Genomic DNA, 18,261 nt, shown 5'->3' on the forward strand with positions numbered 1-18,261 from the left:
CTGATCCATGGCCATGACCCGTACGCCCGTACGCCGCGTCCTCGACTACACCGTCCTGAGCGTCCTGGCGTTCGTCTTCGCGCTCCCCGCGCTCTACCTCTTCCTCGGCAGCCTCAAGCCGTCGGACGAGGTCCTGAACGGCCTGTCCGGCTTCCTGCCCACCCACCTCTCCTTCGACAACTACGCCGCCGTCCTCGACAGCCTGAACTCCGACAGCACCGGCTACTTCTGGCAGTTCATGGGCGTGTCGGTGCTGCTGTCGTTCGTCGTGGTGACGGGCGGACTGATCGTCAACTCGATGGCGGCGTACGGGCTGACGCGGCTGAAGTGGCGGGGGCAGAACGCGGTGTTCACCCTCGTCCTGCTGCTGATGCTGATCCCGTTCGAGTCGGTGGCGGTGCCGCTGTTCTACATGTTCAACGGCCAGCGCAACACCCTGTTCGTCCAGGCGCTGCCGTTCGTCGCCAACGCCTTCGCGATCTACCAGTTCCACACGTTCTTCAAGAAGATCCCGCCGAGCATCGAGGAAGCGGCCCGGCTGGACGGCGCGGGGCCCTGGCGCACCTTCTTCGCGATCATCGTGCCGATGTCCAGGCCGGTGTTCGCCTCGGTCGCGATCCTCACCTTCCTCATCCAGTGGGGCTCCTTCCTGTGGCCGGTGCTGATGGTGTCCGACCCGTCGGTGCGTCCCCTCCCCCTGGAGATGAGCGTCTTCCAGGGGCAGCAGCCCCCGGACTGGGGTCAGATCCTCGCCTTCGGCGTGCTGCTGGTGCTGCCCGTGCTGATCGTCTTCGCGTTCTTCCAGCGCTGGTTCGTCGAGGGCGTGGCCAGCTCCGCCGTCAAGGGCTGAGGCCCCCGGGGCATGCTGGACGCATGACGGATTTCGGGGATCTCCCCGCCCTCGGGACGGAGCTGAGCCGGGTCGTCCGAGGTGACGTGGGGTTCGACGCCACCTCCCGGGCGCTGGTCACCATGGACGCCTCCAACTACCGGCGGGTGCCGCTGGGGGTGGTCGCTCCGCGGGACGCCGACGACGTGGCGGCGGTCCTGGAGGTGTGCCGGGAGCGGGGGGTGCCGGTCGTCGCGAGAGGCGGCGGGACGTCGATCGCGGGGCAGGCGACGGGCACGGGCGTGGTGCTGGACTTCACCCGGCACATGAACGGGCTCGTCTCGCTCGACCCGCGGACCCGCACCGCCGTCGTGCAGCCGGGGCTGGTGCTCGACCGGCTCCAGGAGGCCGCGGCCCCGCACGGGCTGCGTTTCGGGCCGGACCCGTCCACGCACAGCCGGTGCACGCTCGGCGGCATGATCGGCAACAACTCCTGCGGCTCGCACTCCGTGGCGTGGGGGACGACCGCGGACAGCGTGCGGGAGCTGGACGTCGTCACCGCGCGGGGCGAGCGGCTGCGGCTCGGGCAGGACTGGGCCGGGGCGCCGGACGGGCTGCGGACCCTGGCCGAGGGGGAACTGGCGCGCCTGCGCACCGGCTTCCCGGAACTGCCCCGCCGCATCTCCGGATACGCGCTGGACGCTCTGCTGCCCGAGCGCGGCGCCGACGTGGCCCGCTCCTTCTGCGGCTCCGAGGGCACACTCGGCGTGCTGACGGAGGCGGTCGTGCGCCTGGTCGAGGCGCCCCGCGCGCGTGCGCTGGCCGTGCTGGCGTACGCGGACGAGAGCGCGGCGGCGGAGGCGGCGGCCGGGCTGCTGCCGTACGGGCCGCTGACGGTGGAGGGCATGGCGGTGGACCTGGTGCCGTCCCCGGCCGCGCTGCCGCGGGGCGGGGCCTGGCTGTTCGTGGAGACCGGCGGGGAATCGGCGGCGCAGGCACGCGCGCGTGCGCAGGAGATCGTGCGGGCCGCCGACGTCGTGGACGCGCTCGTGGTCACCGACCCGGCCGGGCAGCGCGCGCTGTGGCGGATCCGGGAGGACGCGAGCGGTACGGCGACGCGCATGCCGGACGGGACCGAGGCGTGGCCGGGCTGGGAGGACTGCGCGGTGCCGCCCGCGCGGCTGGGGGCGTACCTGCGGGACTTCCGGGCCCTCATGGCGGCGCACGGGCTGCGCGGCACGCCGTACGGGCACTTCGGGGACGGCTGCATCCACGTCCGGATCGACTTCGACCTGCTGACCCGGGCCGGCGTCGCGCGTTTCCGCCGCTTCTCGGAGGAGCTCGCGGAGCTGGTGGTGGCGCACGGCGGGTCCCTGTCCGGGGAGCACGGCGACGGGCAGGCCCGGGCGGAGCTGCTGCCGAGGATGTACGGGGCCGGGATGGTGGGCCTGTTCGAGCGGGTGAAGGGGGTGTGGGACCCGGACGACCTGCTCAACCCGGGGATGCTCGTACGCCCGGCCCCCCTCGACGCCGACCTGCGCTTCTCCGTCCTGCCCCGCGAACCGGTCGACGTGGCCTTCGGCTACCCCTCGGACGGCGGTGACTTCTCGGCGGCGGTGCGGCGCTGCGTGGGCGTCGCCAAGTGCCGTACGACATCGGTGTCCGGCTCGGGCGTCATGTGCCCGTCCTTCCGGGCGACGGGCGCGGAGGAGCACTCCACGCGCGGGCGGGCCCGGCTGCTGCACGAGATGCTCGCCGGTGAGGTGGTGACGGACGGCTGGCGCTCGACCGAGGTCCGGGACGCGCTGGACCTGTGCCTGTCCTGCAAGGGCTGCCGGTCGGACTGCCCGGTCGGGGTCGACATGGCCACGTACAAGGCGGAGTTCCTGCATCAGCACTACGCCGGGCGGCGCCGGCCCGCCGCGCACTACGCGATGGGGTGGCTGCCGGTGTGGCTCCGGGCGGTGTCCCGCACGCGCACCGCGTGGCTGGTCAACGCGCTGTCCGCGGTACGGCCCGTCGCGCGGGCGGCGAAGCGGCTCGGCGGGCTCGCGCCCGAGCGGGAGATTCCGCGGGTGGCGCCGCGGCCGTTCAGCCGGTGGTGGGAGCGGCGGCGCGAGGGTGCCGCAGGGCAGGGGCCGCTCGTCGTGCTGTGGCCCGACACCTTCACCGAGCACCTCTCGCCGGCCGTGGGGCAGGCTGTCGTCCGGGTACTGGAGGCGGCCGGGCTGCGGGTGGCGCTGCCGCCGACCGTGCACCTGGCGAAGCCGCCGGTGGGCGACGGCAGGACGGTCGCCCTCGACCCGCTGTCCCTGCTGCGCGGCCGGGGCCGTGTCTGCTGCGGGCTGACGTACGTGTCGACGGGCCAGCTCGACCGTGCCCGGGCCGTCATGCGCCGCACGCTCGACCTGATGGAACCGGTGCTGGAGACCGACGCCCCGGTCGTCGTCCTGGAACCGAGCTGCGCCGCGGCCCTGCGCACGGACGTCCCCGAGCTGCTGCCCGACGACCCGCGCGCGGCCCGCCTCGCCGCGAAGGTCCTCACGTTCGCGGAGACGCTGGAGCGCCACGCCCCCGGCTGGACACCGCCGCGCGTGGACCGCCCGGTGGCCGGACAGACCCACTGCCACCAGCACGCGGTGCTCGGCGACGCCGCCGACCGCCGGCTGCGGGAAGCGGCCCTGCTCACCGGCGAACTGAGCGGTGGCTGCTGCGGCCTCGCGGGCAACTTCGGTTTCGAGAAGGGCCACTACGAGGTGTCCACCGCCTGCGCGGAGGAACAACTCCTGCCCTCCGTACGGGACGCCCCGGACGGCACGGTGGTCCTGGCGGACGGCTTCTCCTGCCGCACCCAGCTGGCGCAGCTGGCGGGCGTACGGGGCCGGCATCTCGCGGAGGTCCTGGCCGAGGCACTGGACGAGAACCGCCGGCGCGACGGCGGGTGAGGCGTTCGGGCCACGGGACGGGCGACCCGAGTGTCTGAGCCGGGGGAGGGCCGGGGCCGCTCCTAGGCTCGCGGAACCAGCCACTGCCCGCCGAGGGCCGCTGCTCGAAGGAGCCCGCGCATGAGCGTCCGCGTCCAGCCGATCACCCGTGACGAGCACCTCGCGTTCGTCACGGCCCGCCCCTCCGCCAGCCACACCCAGGTCCCGTCCTGGGGCGAGGTGAAACCCGACTGGCGGGCGGAGAGCCTCGGCTGGTTCGACGGCGGGCAGCTCGTCGGCGCGGGACTGGTGCTGCTGCGCCCCCTGCCCGGGCCGCGACTGCCCTGGCTGCCGCGGTACCTCGCCTACCTCCCCGAGGGCCCGCTGATCGACTGGCACGAGCCCGGCCTCGAACGTCTGCTGGAGCCGATGCTCGCGCACCTGAGACGGCGGGGTGCCTTCGCGGTGCGGATGGGCCCGCCGGTCGTGGTGCGCCGCTGGGACGCCGAGGCGGTCAAGGCGGCGATCGCGGACCCGGCCGCCCGGCGGCTGCGCGACGTGCGGGCGACGTCGTACGAACCGCGGGCCGGCCAGGTCGCGGACAGTCTGCGCCGCATGGGCTGGCGGCAGTCCGAGGCCTCCGGCGACGACGATTTCGCCGCGGGGCAGCCCCGGTACGTCTTCCAGGTGCCGTTCGCCGGCCGGTCGCTGGAGGACATCCACAACGGCCTGAACCAGCAGTGGCGCCGCAACATCAAGAAGGCGGAGAAGGCCGGGGTGAAGGTCGTGCGCGGCGACCTGGAGGACCTGCCGGCCTTCCACGAGCTGTACAGCGAGACCGCCGAGCGGGACCGCTTCATCCCGCGCCCGCTGCCGTACTTCCAGCGCATGTGGACCGCGCTCACCGCCGAACACCCGGACCGGATGCGGCTCTACCTCGCCTACCACGACGGCGAGGTGCTCGCCGCGGCCACCATGCTGACCGTCGGCGACCACGTCTGGTACTCCTACGGCGCCTCCACCGGCCGCCGCCGCGAGGTCCAGCCGAGCAGCGCCGTGCAGTGGCGCATGATGACCGACGCGCACGAACTCGGCGCCGCCGTCTACGACCTGCGCGGCATCACCGACACCCTGGAGGAGTCCAGCCACCTGCTGGGCCTGCTCCGCTTCAAGGTGGGCACCGGCGGCGAGGCCGTGGAGTACCTCGGCGAATGGGACTACCCCCTCAACCGGCTGCTGTACAAGGCGCTGAACCTGTATCTCGCCCGCCGCTGACGTCTCACAGCCCGAGACAGAGGCAAAAAGGGTTCACGCACCTGTCGGAGTCCATTACCCTGGACTGGGCAGTGCACCGGGCTGTACGTTGAGTGTATCCGGGTGTACGCACCGCACACCCCCAGCACCCGGACACCCACCCCGACCACAGGACCGCCCGTGACCACGCCGGAGACCGCCACCTCGCCCCCGTCCGCGACCGCCGACGCCACCGCGCCGACCGCCGGCCCGGGCCGGCTCGGCTCCCTCGGTCCCGTGGGCCTGGTGCTCGCGGGCGGGATCTCCGTGCAGTTCGGCGGCGCCCTCGCGGTGACGCTGATGCCCAGGGCGGGTGCCCTCGGCGTGGTGGCGCTGCGCCTGCTGGTCGCGGCCGTCGTCCTGCTCCTGGTCTGCCGTCCGCGGCTGCGCGGCCATTCGCGCACCGACTGGGGCACGGTCGTCGTCTTCGGCATCACCATGGCCGCCATGAACGGCCTCTTCTATCAATCCGTCGCGCGCATCCCGCTGGGCCCCGCGGTCACCCTGGAGGTCCTCGGCCCGCTCGCCCTCTCGGTCTTCGCCTCCCGCCGCGCGATCAACGTCGTCTGGGCGGGGCTCGCCCTCGCCGGTGTCTTCCTCCTCGGCGGGGGAGGCTTCAGCGGCCTCGACCCCACAGGAGCGGCCTTCGCCCTGGGCGCCGGCGCCATGTGGGCGGCCTACATCGTCTTCAGCGCCCGTACCGGCCGCCGCTTCCCGCAGGCGGACGGGCTGGCCCTGGCGATGGCGGTGGGAGCGGTGCTGTTCCTGCCCCTGGGCATCGCCGAGTCGGGGACCAAGCTGCTCGACCCGGTGACGCTGGGCCTGGGCGCGGCGGTCGCCCTGCTCTCCTCGGTCCTGCCCTACACCCTCGAACTCCTCGCCCTGCGCCGCCTGCCCGCCTCCACGTTCGCGATCCTGATGAGCCTCGAACCGGCCATCGCCGCGACGGCCGGCTTCCTCATCCTCGACCAGGCCCTCAACGCCGCCGAGGCCGCCGCGATCGCCCTGGTCGTCGCGGCGAGCATGGGCGCGGTGCGCACCCAGGTGGGCCGCGGCCGCAAGAAGACGGCGGCGCTGGAGGGCACAGGCCTGGAGGGCTGACCGGCCTCCGGGAGGGACGCGGCCGCTGTTCCGGTCCGGCCCGGGTGTCAGTGCCGGGTGCAAGACTGCCCGCATGACCGCACCGGACCCCAAGGCGGACCTCCTCTGCTACCTCCAGGACGCTCGTGACGCCCTGCTGTGGAAGCTCGACGGGCTCTCGGAGTACGACATCCGCCGCCCCCTGACACCGACCGGCACCAATCTGCTGGGGCTGGTCAAGCACGCCGCCGGGGTGGAGCTGGGGTACTTCGGCGACACGTTCGGCCGGCCGTTCTTCGACGGGAACCCACCGCCCTGGTGGTACACGCAGGACGCCGAACCCAACGCCGACATGTGGGCCACCCCGGAAGAGTCGCGCGAGGACATCGCCGGGCTGTACCGCCGGGCGTGGGAGCACGCGAACGGCACGATCGCGGCGCTGCCGCTGGACGCGACCGGTCACGTCCCCTGGTGGCCCGAGGAGCGCCGGGAGACCACGCTGCACCACATCCTGGTACGCGTGATCGCCGACACCAGCCGTCACGCCGGTCACGCCGACATCGTGCGCGAACTCATCGACGGGTCGGTCGGCCTGACGCCGGGCAAGGACAGCATGCCCACGGACGACCTGGCCATGTGGGAGGCCCATCGGCACCGCCTGGAGGAGGCGGCGCGCGAGGCGGGCAGGACCGACTGAGCCGACCGTGGCGGGCCGGGCCCCGGTCGCGCCGCCGAAGAACACCCTCTCGGTCACCGCAACAATTTCATGCAAGCACGCTTGATTGTTTCTGGTGCCGCTGCCATGCTCCTCAGCACGCCGCACCACCCCGCACACCGCCGTGCCCCGAGGGGAGCGCCCGTGTCCGATCCGACATCCGTGATCGACGATCTGCGCGAGGAGAGCGAGGAACTCGACCGCCTCGTGGCCGGGTCGACCCCGCACCGCTGGTCGCTCGCGACCCCCGCGCCCGGCTGGACCGTGGCCCACCAGATCGCCCATCTCGCCTGGACGGACCGCTCGGCCCTGCTCGCCGTCACGGACGCCGACGGCTTCCACACGCTGGTCGAGAAGGCCCTCGCCGCGCCGGACTCCTTCGTCGACGAGGGCGCCGAGGAGGGCGCGAAGCTCCCGCCCGACCAGTTGCTCGCCCGGTGGCGCGGCGGCCGTAGGGCACTGGAGGAAGCCCTGCGGGCCGCCCCGCCCAAGGCGCGCTTCCCCTGGTACGGCCCGCCCATGTCGGCCGCCTCCATGGCGACGGCCCGTCTCATGGAGACCTGGGCCCATGGGCAGGACGTTGCCGAGGCCCTGGGTGTGGTGCGCCCGCCCACCGACCGGCTGCGGCACGTGGCCTGGCTCGGGGTACGGACCCGGGACTTCGCCTTCGGCGTGCACGGCCTGACCCCGCCCGCCGACCCGTTCCGCGTCGAACTGCGCGCCCCCTCCGGCGACCTGTGGACGTACGGCCCCGCTGACGCCGCGCAGCGGGTCACCGGGCCCGCCCTCGACTTCTGCCTGCTGGTCACCCAGCGCGCCCACCGCACCGACCTCGCCCTGCGCGCCGACGGCCCCGACGCCGACCGCTGGCTCGGCATCGCGCAGGCCTTCGCGGGACCGCCGGGCAGCGGACGCCCGCCGAAGGAGTCCGCCTCGTGACCCTCCGCATAGGCAACGCCTCCGGCTTCTACGGCGACCGCTCCGACGCGATGCGCGAGATGCTCACCGGGGGCGAACTCGACGTCCTCACCGGCGACTACCTCGCCGAGCTGACCATGCTCATCCTCGGCCGGGACCGCCTCAAGGACCCCGCAGCCGGATACGCCCGCACGTTCCTGCGGCAGTTGGAGGACTGCCTGGGGCTCGCGCACGAGCGGGGCGTCAGGATCGTCACCAACGCCGGCGGACTCAACCCGGCCGGACTCGCCGACGCCGTACGGCACTTGGCGGACCGGTTGGGCATCCCCGTGCGCGTCGCCCACGTGGCGGGTGACGACCTCACGGCAGCGCACCCCGGCAGCCTCGCCGCCCACGCCTACCTCGGCGGGTTCGGCATCGCGGAGTGCCTGCGGGCGGGCGCCGACGTCGTCGTCACCGGGCGGGTGACGGACGCCGCCCTGGTCACCGGGCCCGCCGCGGCCCACTTCGGATGGACACCGCAGGACCACGACCGGCTGGCGGGTGCCGTGGTCGCGGGGCATGTCCTGGAGTGCGGGGCGCAGGCCACCGGCGGCAACTACGCCTTCTTCCGGGACGGCGACGTCCGCCGCCCCGGGTTCCCGCTCGCCGAACTGCACGAGGACGGCAGCTGCGTCATCACCAAGCACCCCGGCACCGGCGGATTCGTCGACGTCGGCACCGTCACCGCGCAGTTGCTGTACGAGACGGCCGGTGCCCGGTACGCGGGGCCGGACGTCACCGCCCGGCTGGACACCGTACGGCTGAGCCAGGACGGGCCCGACCGGGTGCGGATCGAGGGCGTGCGCGGAGAGGCGCCACCGCCCACCCTCAAGGTCGGGCTCAACCGGCTCGGCGGCTTCCGCAACGAGGTCGTCTTCGTGCTCACCGGCCTCGACATCGAGGCCAAGGCAGCCCTGGTGCGGGACCAGATGGAACCGGCCCTCGGCAAGGTCGCCGACGTGCGCTGGGAACTGGCCCGCACCGACCGTCCCGACGCACCGAGCGAGGAGAGGGCGAGCGCGTTGCTGCGGCTCGTCGTGAGGGACCCCGACCAGGGGGCCGTCGGGCGGGCGCTGAGCGGGGCGGCCGTGGAGCTGGCGCTGGCCAGCTATCCCGGCTTCCATGTGCTGGCCCCACCCGGAAAGGGCTCGCCCTATGGGGTCTTCGAGGATGTGTACGTCCCCCATGGGGGAGTCGACCATGTGGCCGTCCTCCACGACGGGCGCAGGATCCCCGTGCCACCGGCCCACGACACGGCCGCACTCGACGAGGTGCCGGAGCCGCCCCTGCCGGAGCCGCCGGAGCCCGGGCCCACCCGGCGCGCCCCCCTCGGCCTCGTCGCGGGCGCCCGCAGCGGCGACAAGGGCGGCAACGCCAACGCCGGAGTGTGGGCGCGCACGGACGACGCCTGGCGGTGGCTCGCGCACGAGCTGACCGTCGACCGGTTCCGCGAGCTGATCCCCGAGAGCCGCGAGCTGACCGTCGTACGGCATGCGCTGCCGAACCTGCGCGCCCTCAACTTCGTCGTCGAGGGGATCCTCGGCGCCGGTGTCGCCGCCCAGCACCGCTTCGACCCGCAGGCCAAGGCCCTCGGCGAATGGCTGCGCTCCCGCCACCTGGAGATACCGGAGGCCCTGCTGTGACCGTCCTGACCTCCGCGCTCGACCCCGCCGGCCCCGACCACCGGGCCAACCGCGAGGCCATGCTCGCCAAGCTCGCCGCACTCGACGCCGAGCACGCCAAAGCCCTCGCGGGCGGTGGCGAGAAGTACGTCGCACGGCACCGCAAGCGCGGCAAGCTCCTCGCCCGTGAGCGCATCGAGCTGCTCCTCGACCCCGACACGCCGTTCCTGGAGCTGTCCCCGCTGGCTGCCTGGGGCAGCGACTACACCGTCGGCGCGTCCCTCGTCACCGGCATCGGCGTCGTCGAGGGCGTGGAGTGCCTGATCACCGCCAACGACCCGACCGTGCGCGGCGGAGCGAGCAACCCCTGGTCGCTGAAGAAGGCCCTGCGCGCGAACGACATCGCCCTCGCCAACCGGCTGCCCTGCATCAGCCTGGTGGAGTCCGGCGGCGCCGATCTGCCGTCGCAGAAGGAGATCTTCATCCCCGGCGGCGCCGTCTTCCGCGACCTCACCCGCCTGTCCGCCGCCGGCATCCCCACCGTCGCGGTCGTCTTCGGCAACTCCACCGCGGGCGGCGCCTACATCCCCGGCATGTCCGACCACGTGATCATGGTCAAGGAGCGGGCGAAGGTGTTCCTCGGCGGTCCGCCGCTGGTGAAGATGGCGACCGGGGAGGAGAGCGACGACGAGTCCCTGGGCGGCGGCGAGATGCACGCGCGCGTGTCGGGCCTCGCCGACCACTTCGCCGTCGACGAGCAGGACGCGCTCCGGCAGGCCCGGCGCGTGGTCGCCCGCCTCAACCACCGCAAGGCGTACGGCGATCCGGGCCCGGCCGAGCCGCCCAAGTACTCCGCCGACGAACTCCTCGGCATCGTCCCCGGCGACCTGAAGAGCCCCTTCGACCCGCGCGAGGTCATCGCCAGGATCGTCGACGCCTCCGACTTCGACGAGTTCAAGCCGCTGTACGGCACGAGCCTGACCACCGGCTGGGCCGCCCTGCACGGCTATCCGGTCGGCATCCTCGCCAACGCCCAGGGGGTCCTGTTCAGCGAGGAGTCCCAGAAGGCCGCCCAGTTCATCCAGCTCGCCAACCAGCGCGACATCCCCCTGCTCTTCCTGCACAACACCACCGGCTACATGGTCGGCAAGGAGTACGAGCAGGGCGGCATCATCAAGCACGGCGCGATGATGATCAACGCCGTCAGCAACTCGAAGGTCCCGCATCTGTCCGTGCTGATGGGCGCCTCCTACGGCGCCGGCCACTACGGCATGTGCGGCCGGGCCTACGACCCCCGCTTCCTCTTCGCCTGGCCCAGCGCCAAGTCGGCCGTCATGGGCCCGCAGCAGCTCGCCGGCGTGCTGTCGATCGTCGCCCGCCAGTCGGCCGCCGCCAAGGGGCAGCCCTACGACGAGGAGGCGGACGCGGCGCTGCGCGCCATGGTGGAGCAGCAGATCGAGTCCGAGTCGCTGCCGATGTTCCTGTCCGGGCGGCTGTACGACGACGGCGTCATCGACCCGCGCGACACCCGCACCGTCCTCGGCCTGTGCCTCTCCGCGATCCACACCGCCCCCTACGAGGGCGCGCGCGGCGGCTTCGGCGTCTTCCGGATGTGAGGCATCAGATGATTTCCACTCTGCTCGTCGCCAACCGGGGCGAGATCGCGTGCCGGGTCTTCCGCACCTGCCGCGACCTGGGCATCCGCACCGTCGCCGTGCACTCGGACGCCGACGGACACGCCCTCCACGCGCGCGTGGCCGACGCGAGCGTACGACTTCCGGGGGAGGCGCCCGCCGACACCTATCTGCGCGGCGACCTGATCGTGAAGGCCGCCGTCGCGGCCGGCGCCGACGCCGTGCACCCCGGCTACGGCTTCCTCTCCGAGAACGCCGAATTCGCCCGGGCCGTCCTGGACGCGGGCCTGCGCTGGATCGGCCCGCCCCCGCAGGCCATCGAGGCCATGGCGTCCAAGACCCGCGCCAAGCAGCTCATGGGAATCCAGCCCCTCACCGAGGTCACCGAGGCCGACCTGCCCGTGCTGGTGAAGGCGGCGGCGGGCGGCGGCGGCCGCGGCATGCGCGTCGTACGGCACCTGGCGGAGCTGGACGCCGAACTCGCCGCCGCACGGGCCGAAGCCGCGAGCGCCTTCGGGGACGGTGAGGTCTTCGTCGAGCCGTACGTGGAGAACGGCCGCCACGTCGAGGTGCAGATCCTCGCCGACACCCACGGCACCGTCCGGGCCCTCGGCACCCGCGACTGCTCCCTGCAGCGCCGCCACCAGAAGGTGATCGAGGAGGCCCCGGCGCCCGGCCTGTCCACCGCGCTCGACGAGGAGGTCCGCGCCCTCGCGGTACGGGCCGCCCGGGCCGTGGACTACGTGGGCGCCGGAACGGTCGAGTTCCTCGTCGCCGACGGCAGGGCGCACTTCCTGGAGATGAACACCCGCCTCCAGGTCGAGCACCCCGTCACCGAGGCCGTCTTCGGCATCGACCTGGTGGCGGAGCAGATCCGGATCGCCGAGGGCCACCCCCTCGGAACCGACCCGCCGCGCGCGCGTGGCCACGCCGTGGAGGCCCGCCTGTACGCCGAGGACCCCGCCCGCGACTGGTCCCCGCAGACCGGCCGCCTGCACCGCCTGTCCGTGCCCGGCTCGGTCCGCCTGGACACGGGGTACACGGACGGCGACGAGATCGGCGTCCACTACGACCCCATGCTCGCCAAGGTCGTGGCGCACGCCCCCACCCGCACGGAAGCCGTCCGCAGGCTCGCCGCCGCCCTGGAACGCACCGTGCTCCACGGCCCCGTCACCAACCGCGACCTCCTGGTCCGCTCCCTGCGCCACCCGGAGTTCACCGCGGCCCGTATGGACACCGGCTTCTACGACCGCCACCTGCCGGACCTGACCGAGCCGTCCCCCGACCCGCACGCCCCCCTGGCCGCGGCCCTCGCCGACGCCCAGGGCCGCTCCCGCCTCGGCGGCTGGCGCAACGTCCCGTCCCAGCCGCAGATCAAGCGGTACCTGATGGCGGGCGAGGAGCACGAGGCCCGTTACCGGCACACCAGGGAGGGCCTGGAGGCGGAGGGGGTGCGGGTGGTGCACGCCGACTCGGGACTGGTCGTACTCGAAGTGGACGGGGTGGAGCGGAAGTACGAGGTCACCCGCTACGGCAAGCAGGTCTACGTCAACCGCACCGCCCTGACAGCCCTGCCCCGCTTCCCCGACCCCACCGCCCAGCACGCGCCGGGCTCCCTCCTGGCCCCCATGCCGGGCACGGTCGTCCGAGTCGCCGAAGGCCTGACCGTGGGCACAGCCGTCAAGGCCGGCGACCCCCTCCTCTGGCTGGAGGCGATGAAGATGCAGCACAAGATCACAGCCCCGGCCACGGGAACTCTGAGCGCCCTGCACGCCGTACCCGGACAACAGGTCGAGCCGGGCTCACTCCTGGCAGTGGTGACAGAGACCCCTTAGGGGCGCGGGGAACTGCGCGACCAGCCACGACGCTCCCGCACCCGAAAGGACACCCATGGACACCGAAGACCACAAAGCCCTACGAGGAGCGGTCTCCGCACTCGGCAACCGCAACGGCCGCGGATCCGACACCACACAACTCTGGTCGGAAGCAGGCAAACTCGGCTACCTCGGAGTCAACCTCCCCGAGGAGTACGGAGGCGGCGGCGGAGGTATCTCCGAACTCTCCATCGTCCTCGAAGAGCTCGGCGCCGCAGGCTGCCCGCTTCTCATGATGGTGGTGTCACCCGCCATCTGCGGCACAGTGATATCCCGCTTCGGCACGGACGCCCAGAAACAACAGTGGCTCCCCGGCCTGGCCGACGGCACCCGCCTCATGGCCTTCGGCATCACGGAACCCGACGCGGGTTCCAACAGCCACCGCATCACCACCACGGCACGAAAAGACGGAGCGGACTGGCTCCTCACCGGCCGCAAGGTCTTCATCTCCGGCGTGGACATCGCGGACGCGACCCTCATCGTCGGCCGCACCGAAGACGCCCGTACCGGCCGCCTCAAGCCCTGCCTCTTCATCGTCCCGCGCGACACCCCCGGCTTCACCCGCCGCCCCATCGACATGGAACTCCACGCCGCGGAGAAGCAGTTCGAGCTGACCCTCGACGACGTACGGCTGCCCGCCGACGCCCTGGTCGGCGACGAGGACGCGGGGCTCCTCCAGCTCTTCGCCGGTCTCAACCCCGAACGCATCATGACGGCCGCCTTCGCGATCGGCATGGGCCGCTACGCGCTCGCGAAAGCCATCGACTACGCCCGCGACCGCACCGTCTGGAACACCCCCATCGGCGCCCACCAGGCCATCGCCCACCCCCTGGCCCAGGCGCACATCGACCTCGAACTCGCCCGCCTGATGATGCAGAAGGCCGCCGCCCTCTACGACGCGGGCGACGACATGGGCGCCGGGGAGGCCGCCAACATGGCGAAGTACGCAGCCGGTGAGGCCTGTGTGAAGGCGGTCGACCAAGCCGTGCACACCCTCGGCGGCAACGGCCTCACGCGCGAGTTCGGCCTCGCCTCGCTGATAACGGCCGCGCGCGTGGCTCGTATTGCGCCGGTGAGCCGGGAGATGATTCTCAACTACGTCTCCCACCAGACCCTGGGCCTGCCCAAGTCGTACTGAGCACCCTGAGACGGCCCGCGCCGCGAGGAGGAACCAGCCATGTTCCGCAGCGAGTACGCAGACGTCCCGCCCGTCGACCTGCCCATCCATGACGCGGTCCTGGCCCGGGCCGCCGAGTTCGGCGACATCCCGGCGCTGATCGACGGCACGGACGGCACCACCCTCTCGTACGAGCAGGTGGACCGGTTCCACCGGCGCGTCGCCGCCGCCCTCGCCGAGGCCGGTGTCCGCAAGGGCGACGTCCTCGCCCTGCACAGCCCCAACACCATCGCCTTCCCGACCGCCTTCTACGCGGCCACACGCGCGGGTGCCACCGTCACCACCGTGCACCCGCTCGCCACCGCCGAGGAGTTCGCGAAACAGCTGCGGGACTCGGCGGCCCGCTGGATCGTCACCGTCTCACCCCTGCTGGACGTCGCCCGCCGGGCCGCCGAACTCGCGGGCGGCGTACGCGAGATCTTCGTGTGCGACAGCGCGAGCGGCCACCGCTCCCTGATCGACATGCTGGCCTCCGCGGCCCCCGAGCCGCAGATCGCCATCGACCCCGCCGAGGACATCGCGGCGCTGCCGTACTCCTCCGGCACCACCGGCATCCCCAAGGGCGTGATGCTCACGCACCGGCAGATCGCCACCAACCTCGCCCAGCTCCACCCGGCGGTCCCCGCGGGCCCGGGGGACCGCGTCCTGGCGGTCCTGCCCTTCTTTCACATATACGGCCTCACGGCCCTGATGAACGCGCCCCTGCGGCAGGGCGCCACCGTCGTCGTCCTGCCCCGCTTCGATCTGGAGCAGTTCCTCGCGGCCATCCAGAACCACCGCATCAACGCGCTGTACGTGGCCCCGCCGATCGTCCTGGCCCTCGCCAAGCACCCGGCCGTCGCCCAGTACGACCTGTCGTCCCTGGACTACATCATCAGCGCCGCCGCACCCCTGGACGCCCGTCTCGCCGCCGCCTGCTCCCAGCGCCTCGGCCTGCCGCCCGTCGGCCAGGCCTACGGCATGACGGAACTGTCACCCGGCACGCACGTCGTCCCCCTGGACGCCATGAACGACGCCCCGCCCGGAACCGTCGGCAAGCTCGTCGCCGGCACCGAGATGCGCATCGTCTCCCTCGACGACCCCGGCAAGGACCTGCCCGCCGGCGAATCCGGCGAGATCCTCATCCGCGGCCCCCAGGTCATGAAGGGCTACCTCGGCCGCCCCGACGCCACCACCGCGATGATCGATCCCGACGGTTGGCTGCACACCGGGGACGTGGGACACGTCGACGGGGACGGCTGGCTCTTCGTCGTCGACCGGGTCAAGGAACTCATCAAGTACAAGGGCTTCCAGGTGGCCCCCGCCGAGCTGGAGGCCCTGCTCCTCACCCACCCGGGCATCGCCGACGCCGCCGTCGTCGGCAGGTACGACGACGACGGCAACGAGGTCCCGCACGCGTACGTGGTCCGCCAGCCGTCCGCCGCGGACCTCACCGAGGCGGAGGTCATGATGTACGTCGCCGAGCGCGTGGCCCCCTACAAGCGGATCCGCCGCGTCACCTTCATCGTCGGCGTCCCCCGCGCGGCCTCCGGCAAGATCCTCCGCCGACAGCTCAGGGAGAGCGCATGACGCTGATCGCCCGTACCCGCGCGCGTGCCGTGGAGACCCTGTCCCTCGACTCGCCGCGCAACCGCAACGCCCTGTCGGCGGCCCTGGTCGGCGAGCTCGCCGACGCGCTCACCGCCGCCGGCAAGGACCCCGGCGTCCGCGCGGTCGTCCTCACGCACACCGGCAACACGTTCAGCGCGGGCGCCGACCTCAAGGACCCGCCACCGCCCGAGGCGCTGGTCGCCCTGCTGCGGCAGATCATCGAGCTGCCCACACCGGTCGTCGCCCGGGTCACCGGCCACGTCCGCGCGGGCGGCCTCGGCCTCCTGGCCGCCTGCGACATCGCGGCCGCCTCCACGGAAGCCACCTTCGCCTTCACGGAGGTCCGCATCGGAGTCGCCCCCGCGGTCATCTCCCTCCCGCTCCTGCCCCGCACGAACCCGCGCGCCCTGGCCCGCCACTACCTCACGGGAGAGCGCTTCGACGCGGCGGAAGCAACCGCAACGGGCCTGCTCACCACCCATGCCGACGACGTCGACACGGCCCTGGCCCCCATCCTGGACGGCCTGCGCAAGTCCGCCCCCGACGCCTTGGCCGAGACGAAACGGCTGCTCACGGCTAGGGTGCTGGAAGCCTTCGACCGGGACGCCGCCGACCTGACCGCGCTCTCGGCCCGGCTGTTCTCCTCGCCGCAGGCCCGCGAGGGGATGACGGCCTTCCTCGAACGACGGGATCCGGCATGGGTGGTGTGAGCACGGTCGACCGTGCCGAGAGAGTCCCCAAGCAGGACCGCAGCCGGGCCACCCGGCAGCGGCTCCTCGAAGCCGCCGTGTCCTGCCTGGCCGAACACGGCTGGGCAGGATCCACCGTCTCCGTGGTCGCCGAACGCGCCGGCGTCTCCCGCGGCGCCGCCCAGCACCACTTCCCGACGCGCGAGGACCTCTTCACGGCCGCCGTCGAGTACGTCGCCGAGGAACGCTCCACGGCCCTGCGCGCCCTGTTCCCCGAGGGCGCGGCCGGAGACCGGCACGCCGTCGTCGCCGCCCTGGTCGACCTCTACACGGGGCCGCTGTTCCGCGCGGCCCTCCACCTCTGGGTCGCCGCCTCCGACGAGGAGCAGCTCCGGCCCCGCGTCACCGAGCTCGAATCCCGCGTCGGCCGTGAGACCCACCGCATAGCCGTCGACCTTCTCGCCGCCGACGAATCCGTCCCCGGCGTCCGCGAAACGGTCCAAGGCCTACTCGACATGGCCCGCGGCCTGGGCCTCGCCAACCTCCTCACGGACGACGCGGCCCGCCGGGAACGGGTGGTGGCCCAGTGGGCGGGGCTGCTGGACGAGACGCTGGGCTGACCATGGGGGACCGGTTCCAGACGATCGTCGACCTCGACGCCGGCACGGCGGACGCCGAAGCCCTGGCACACCGGGTCGTGGAGTGGCTCGTGGCGGAGGGCGTCGTCCTCGCCGACCGCACGAACTGCGTCCTCGGACAACCACTCGGCCATCCCCCCGGCCCCCACTGGGAACGGGCCGTGACCGACGACTGGGACCACGAGCCCTGGGACGGCCTCGCCGTCCACACCGGCCGCACGGGCTTCACCAGCGGCGCGGACATGCCGGGGGCGGCCGTCTGCCCGCACTGCCGGGCGGTCACCGCGCTGGACGACGCCGTATGGCCGCGCTTCAGCACCGCGATGCAGACCTGGTACGAGACCGGCAGCGCGTCCGTCCCCTGCCCCGCCTGCACGGCGGCCGTCGCCGTCCCGGACTGGGCCTGGGACGAGTGCCCCCTGGCCTTCGGCCACCTCGGCTTCGAGTTCTGGAACTGGCCCGACCTCACCGAGGACTTCCGCACCCGCCTGGCCGCCCTGCTCGACGGCCACCGCACGGCGTACGTGTGGGGAGCGATCTGAACCCGAGGAAGCCTCAGGGGCTGAGCCGCTCCACCCGCCAGCTCCCGTCCGGCCGCTCCACGTACCGCAACCGGTCGTGCAGCCGGTTCTCGCGGCCCTGCCAGAACTCCACCGCCTGCGGGGCCACCCGGAAACCGCCCCAGTGCGGGGGCACGGGCACCTGCTCGCCCTCCGGGTAGCGGGCGGCCAGCTCGGCGTACGCGCCGTCGATGTCGGCGCGGGTGGAGATCACCGAGGACTGGGCGCTGGCCCACGCCCCCAGCTGTGAGCCGTGCGGCCGGGTGCGGAAGTACGCCGCCGTCTCGTCCCGGCCGGTGCGCCGGGCGACCCCGGTCACGATGACCTGCCGGGCCATGGGGTGCCAGGGGAACAGCAGCGAGACGTACGGGTTCTCCGCCAGGTCACGTGCCTTGCGGGAGTCGTAGTTCGTGTAGAAGACGAAGCCCTGTTCGTCGAAGTGCTTGAGCAGCACCGTACGGGAGCTCGTCCGCCCCTCGGCGTCGGCCGTCGAGACGATCATGGCGTTCGGTTCGAACAGCCCGCCGTCCGTCGCGGCCTGTTTGAACCAGCGCGCGAACTGCTCGACGGGCGTGGCGGCCAGCTCGGTCTCGGAGAGCCCCTCGGCCCGGTACTGCTTGCGCATCGAGGCCAGATCGAAGGGGACGTCGTCGCGGTCGGTCACCCGGTCATCTTG

15 protein-coding genes are annotated in these 18,261 nt (G+C 72.9%); 14 read left to right on the forward strand and 1 reads right to left on the reverse strand.

From position 1 onward, the window contains the following. The first annotated feature begins 7 nt into the window (after positions 1 to 7). The 14 genes from AB0G20_RS17770 to AB0G20_RS17835 all read left to right on the forward strand — a co-directional run bounded on the left by AB0G20_RS17770 (position 8) and on the right by AB0G20_RS17835 (position 17,567). A complete protein-coding gene (locus AB0G20_RS17770; protein WP_361302851.1) occupies positions 8 to 850 on the forward strand; it encodes a carbohydrate ABC transporter permease in 843 nt (280 codons plus the stop codon). Positions 851 to 873: 23 nt separating this feature from the next. After that, entirely contained in the window at positions 874 to 3,774 is a 2,901-nt protein-coding gene (locus tag AB0G20_RS17775) for an FAD-binding and (Fe-S)-binding domain-containing protein (protein ID WP_361302854.1), read from the forward strand. Positions 3,775 to 3,894: 120 nt separating this feature from the next. Then, positions 3,895 to 5,028 (forward strand): peptidoglycan bridge formation glycyltransferase FemA/FemB family protein, encoded by a 1,134-nt coding sequence (locus tag AB0G20_RS17780; RefSeq protein WP_361302857.1) that lies wholly within the window; start codon positions 3,895 to 3,897, stop codon positions 5,026 to 5,028. A 159-nt stretch (positions 5,029 to 5,187) separates the two neighbouring features. Then, positions 5,188 to 6,147, forward strand: a complete 960-nt coding sequence (locus AB0G20_RS17785; RefSeq protein ID WP_361302860.1) for an EamA family transporter — start codon at positions 5,188 to 5,190, stop codon at positions 6,145 to 6,147. 73 nt (positions 6,148 to 6,220) lie between these two features. Continuing rightward, positions 6,221 to 6,823 carry a DinB family protein gene (locus tag AB0G20_RS17790; protein WP_361302863.1) on the forward strand — a complete coding sequence of 201 codons (603 nt, stop codon included), beginning with the start codon at positions 6,221 to 6,223 and terminating at the stop codon, positions 6,821 to 6,823. A gap of 162 nt (positions 6,824 to 6,985) precedes the next feature. Next, positions 6,986 to 7,780, forward strand: coding sequence for a TIGR03084 family metal-binding protein (locus AB0G20_RS17795; protein WP_361302866.1), 795 nt, complete (start codon positions 6,986 to 6,988; stop codon positions 7,778 to 7,780). Then, positions 7,777 to 9,444 (forward strand): acyclic terpene utilization AtuA family protein, encoded by a 1,668-nt coding sequence (locus tag AB0G20_RS17800; RefSeq protein ID WP_361302869.1) that lies wholly within the window; start codon positions 7,777 to 7,779, stop codon positions 9,442 to 9,444. The genes AB0G20_RS17795 and AB0G20_RS17800 overlap by 4 nt, the downstream gene beginning before the upstream one ends. Beyond that, on the forward strand, positions 9,441 to 11,039 hold the full coding sequence (locus tag AB0G20_RS17805) for a carboxyl transferase domain-containing protein (protein ID WP_361302872.1): 1,599 nt from the start codon (positions 9,441 to 9,443) through the stop codon (positions 11,037 to 11,039). Before AB0G20_RS17800 ends, AB0G20_RS17805 begins: the two co-directional genes overlap by 4 nt. An 8-nt stretch (positions 11,040 to 11,047) precedes the next feature. Then, a complete protein-coding gene (locus AB0G20_RS17810; protein WP_361302875.1) occupies positions 11,048 to 12,892 on the forward strand; it encodes a biotin carboxylase N-terminal domain-containing protein in 1,845 nt (614 codons plus the stop codon). 55 nt (positions 12,893 to 12,947) lie between these two features. Next, positions 12,948 to 14,069 carry an acyl-CoA dehydrogenase family protein gene (locus AB0G20_RS17815; protein WP_361302878.1) on the forward strand — a complete coding sequence of 374 codons (1,122 nt, stop codon included), beginning with the start codon at positions 12,948 to 12,950 and terminating at the stop codon, positions 14,067 to 14,069. A 39-nt stretch (positions 14,070 to 14,108) separates the two neighbouring features. Then, positions 14,109 to 15,677 carry a 4-coumarate--CoA ligase family protein gene (locus AB0G20_RS17820; RefSeq protein ID WP_361302881.1) on the forward strand — a complete coding sequence of 523 codons (1,569 nt, stop codon included), beginning with the start codon at positions 14,109 to 14,111 and terminating at the stop codon, positions 15,675 to 15,677. Continuing rightward, positions 15,674 to 16,408: an enoyl-CoA hydratase family protein gene (locus AB0G20_RS17825; RefSeq protein WP_361302884.1), complete on the forward strand. Its 735-nt coding sequence runs from the start codon at positions 15,674 to 15,676 to the stop codon at positions 16,406 to 16,408. Before AB0G20_RS17820 ends, AB0G20_RS17825 begins: the two co-directional genes overlap by 4 nt. After that, a complete protein-coding gene (locus AB0G20_RS17830) occupies positions 16,396 to 17,007 on the forward strand; it encodes a TetR/AcrR family transcriptional regulator (protein WP_361302887.1) in 612 nt (203 codons plus the stop codon). The genes AB0G20_RS17825 and AB0G20_RS17830 overlap by 13 nt, the downstream gene beginning before the upstream one ends. 2 nt (positions 17,008 to 17,009) lie before the next feature. Further along, on the forward strand, positions 17,010 to 17,567 hold the full coding sequence (locus AB0G20_RS17835; protein WP_361302890.1) for a hypothetical protein: 558 nt from the start codon (positions 17,010 to 17,012) through the stop codon (positions 17,565 to 17,567). Between the two features lie 13 nt (positions 17,568 to 17,580). Here AB0G20_RS17835 and pdxH read toward each other — a convergent pair whose 3' ends face one another. Further along, positions 17,581 to 18,249 carry a pyridoxamine 5'-phosphate oxidase gene (gene pdxH, locus AB0G20_RS17840; RefSeq protein ID WP_361302893.1) on the reverse strand — a complete coding sequence of 223 codons (669 nt, stop codon included), beginning with the start codon at positions 18,247 to 18,249 and terminating at the stop codon, positions 17,581 to 17,583. Positions 18,250 to 18,261: the final 12 nt, after the last annotated feature.

Source organism: Streptomyces sp. NPDC024017 (genome assembly GCF_040638895.1).
Classification (GTDB): Bacteria; Actinomycetota; Actinomycetes; order Streptomycetales; family Streptomycetaceae; genus Streptomyces.

What these genes read in the sequence shown, in the direction of transcription:
- AB0G20_RS17770 (WP_361302851.1), top strand. Translation starts at nt 8, where the DNA reads ATGGCCATGACCCGTACGCCCGTACGCCGCGTCCTCGACTACACCGTC.
- AB0G20_RS17775 (WP_361302854.1), top strand. Translation starts at nt 874, where the DNA reads ATGACGGATTTCGGGGATCTCCCCGCCCTCGGGACGGAGCTGAGCCGG.
- AB0G20_RS17780 (WP_361302857.1), top strand. Translation starts at nt 3,895, where the DNA reads ATGAGCGTCCGCGTCCAGCCGATCACCCGTGACGAGCACCTCGCGTTC.
- AB0G20_RS17790 (WP_361302863.1), top strand. Translation starts at nt 6,221, where the DNA reads ATGACCGCACCGGACCCCAAGGCGGACCTCCTCTGCTACCTCCAGGAC.
- AB0G20_RS17810 (WP_361302875.1), top strand. Translation starts at nt 11,048, where the DNA reads ATGATTTCCACTCTGCTCGTCGCCAACCGGGGCGAGATCGCGTGCCGG.
- AB0G20_RS17815 (WP_361302878.1), top strand. Translation starts at nt 12,948, where the DNA reads ATGGACACCGAAGACCACAAAGCCCTACGAGGAGCGGTCTCCGCACTC.
- AB0G20_RS17820 (WP_361302881.1), top strand. Translation starts at nt 14,109, where the DNA reads ATGTTCCGCAGCGAGTACGCAGACGTCCCGCCCGTCGACCTGCCCATC.
- AB0G20_RS17825 (WP_361302884.1), top strand. Translation starts at nt 15,674, where the DNA reads ATGACGCTGATCGCCCGTACCCGCGCGCGTGCCGTGGAGACCCTGTCC.
- AB0G20_RS17830 (WP_361302887.1), top strand. Translation starts at nt 16,396, where the DNA reads ATGGGTGGTGTGAGCACGGTCGACCGTGCCGAGAGAGTCCCCAAGCAG.
- AB0G20_RS17835 (WP_361302890.1), top strand. Translation starts at nt 17,010, where the DNA reads ATGGGGGACCGGTTCCAGACGATCGTCGACCTCGACGCCGGCACGGCG.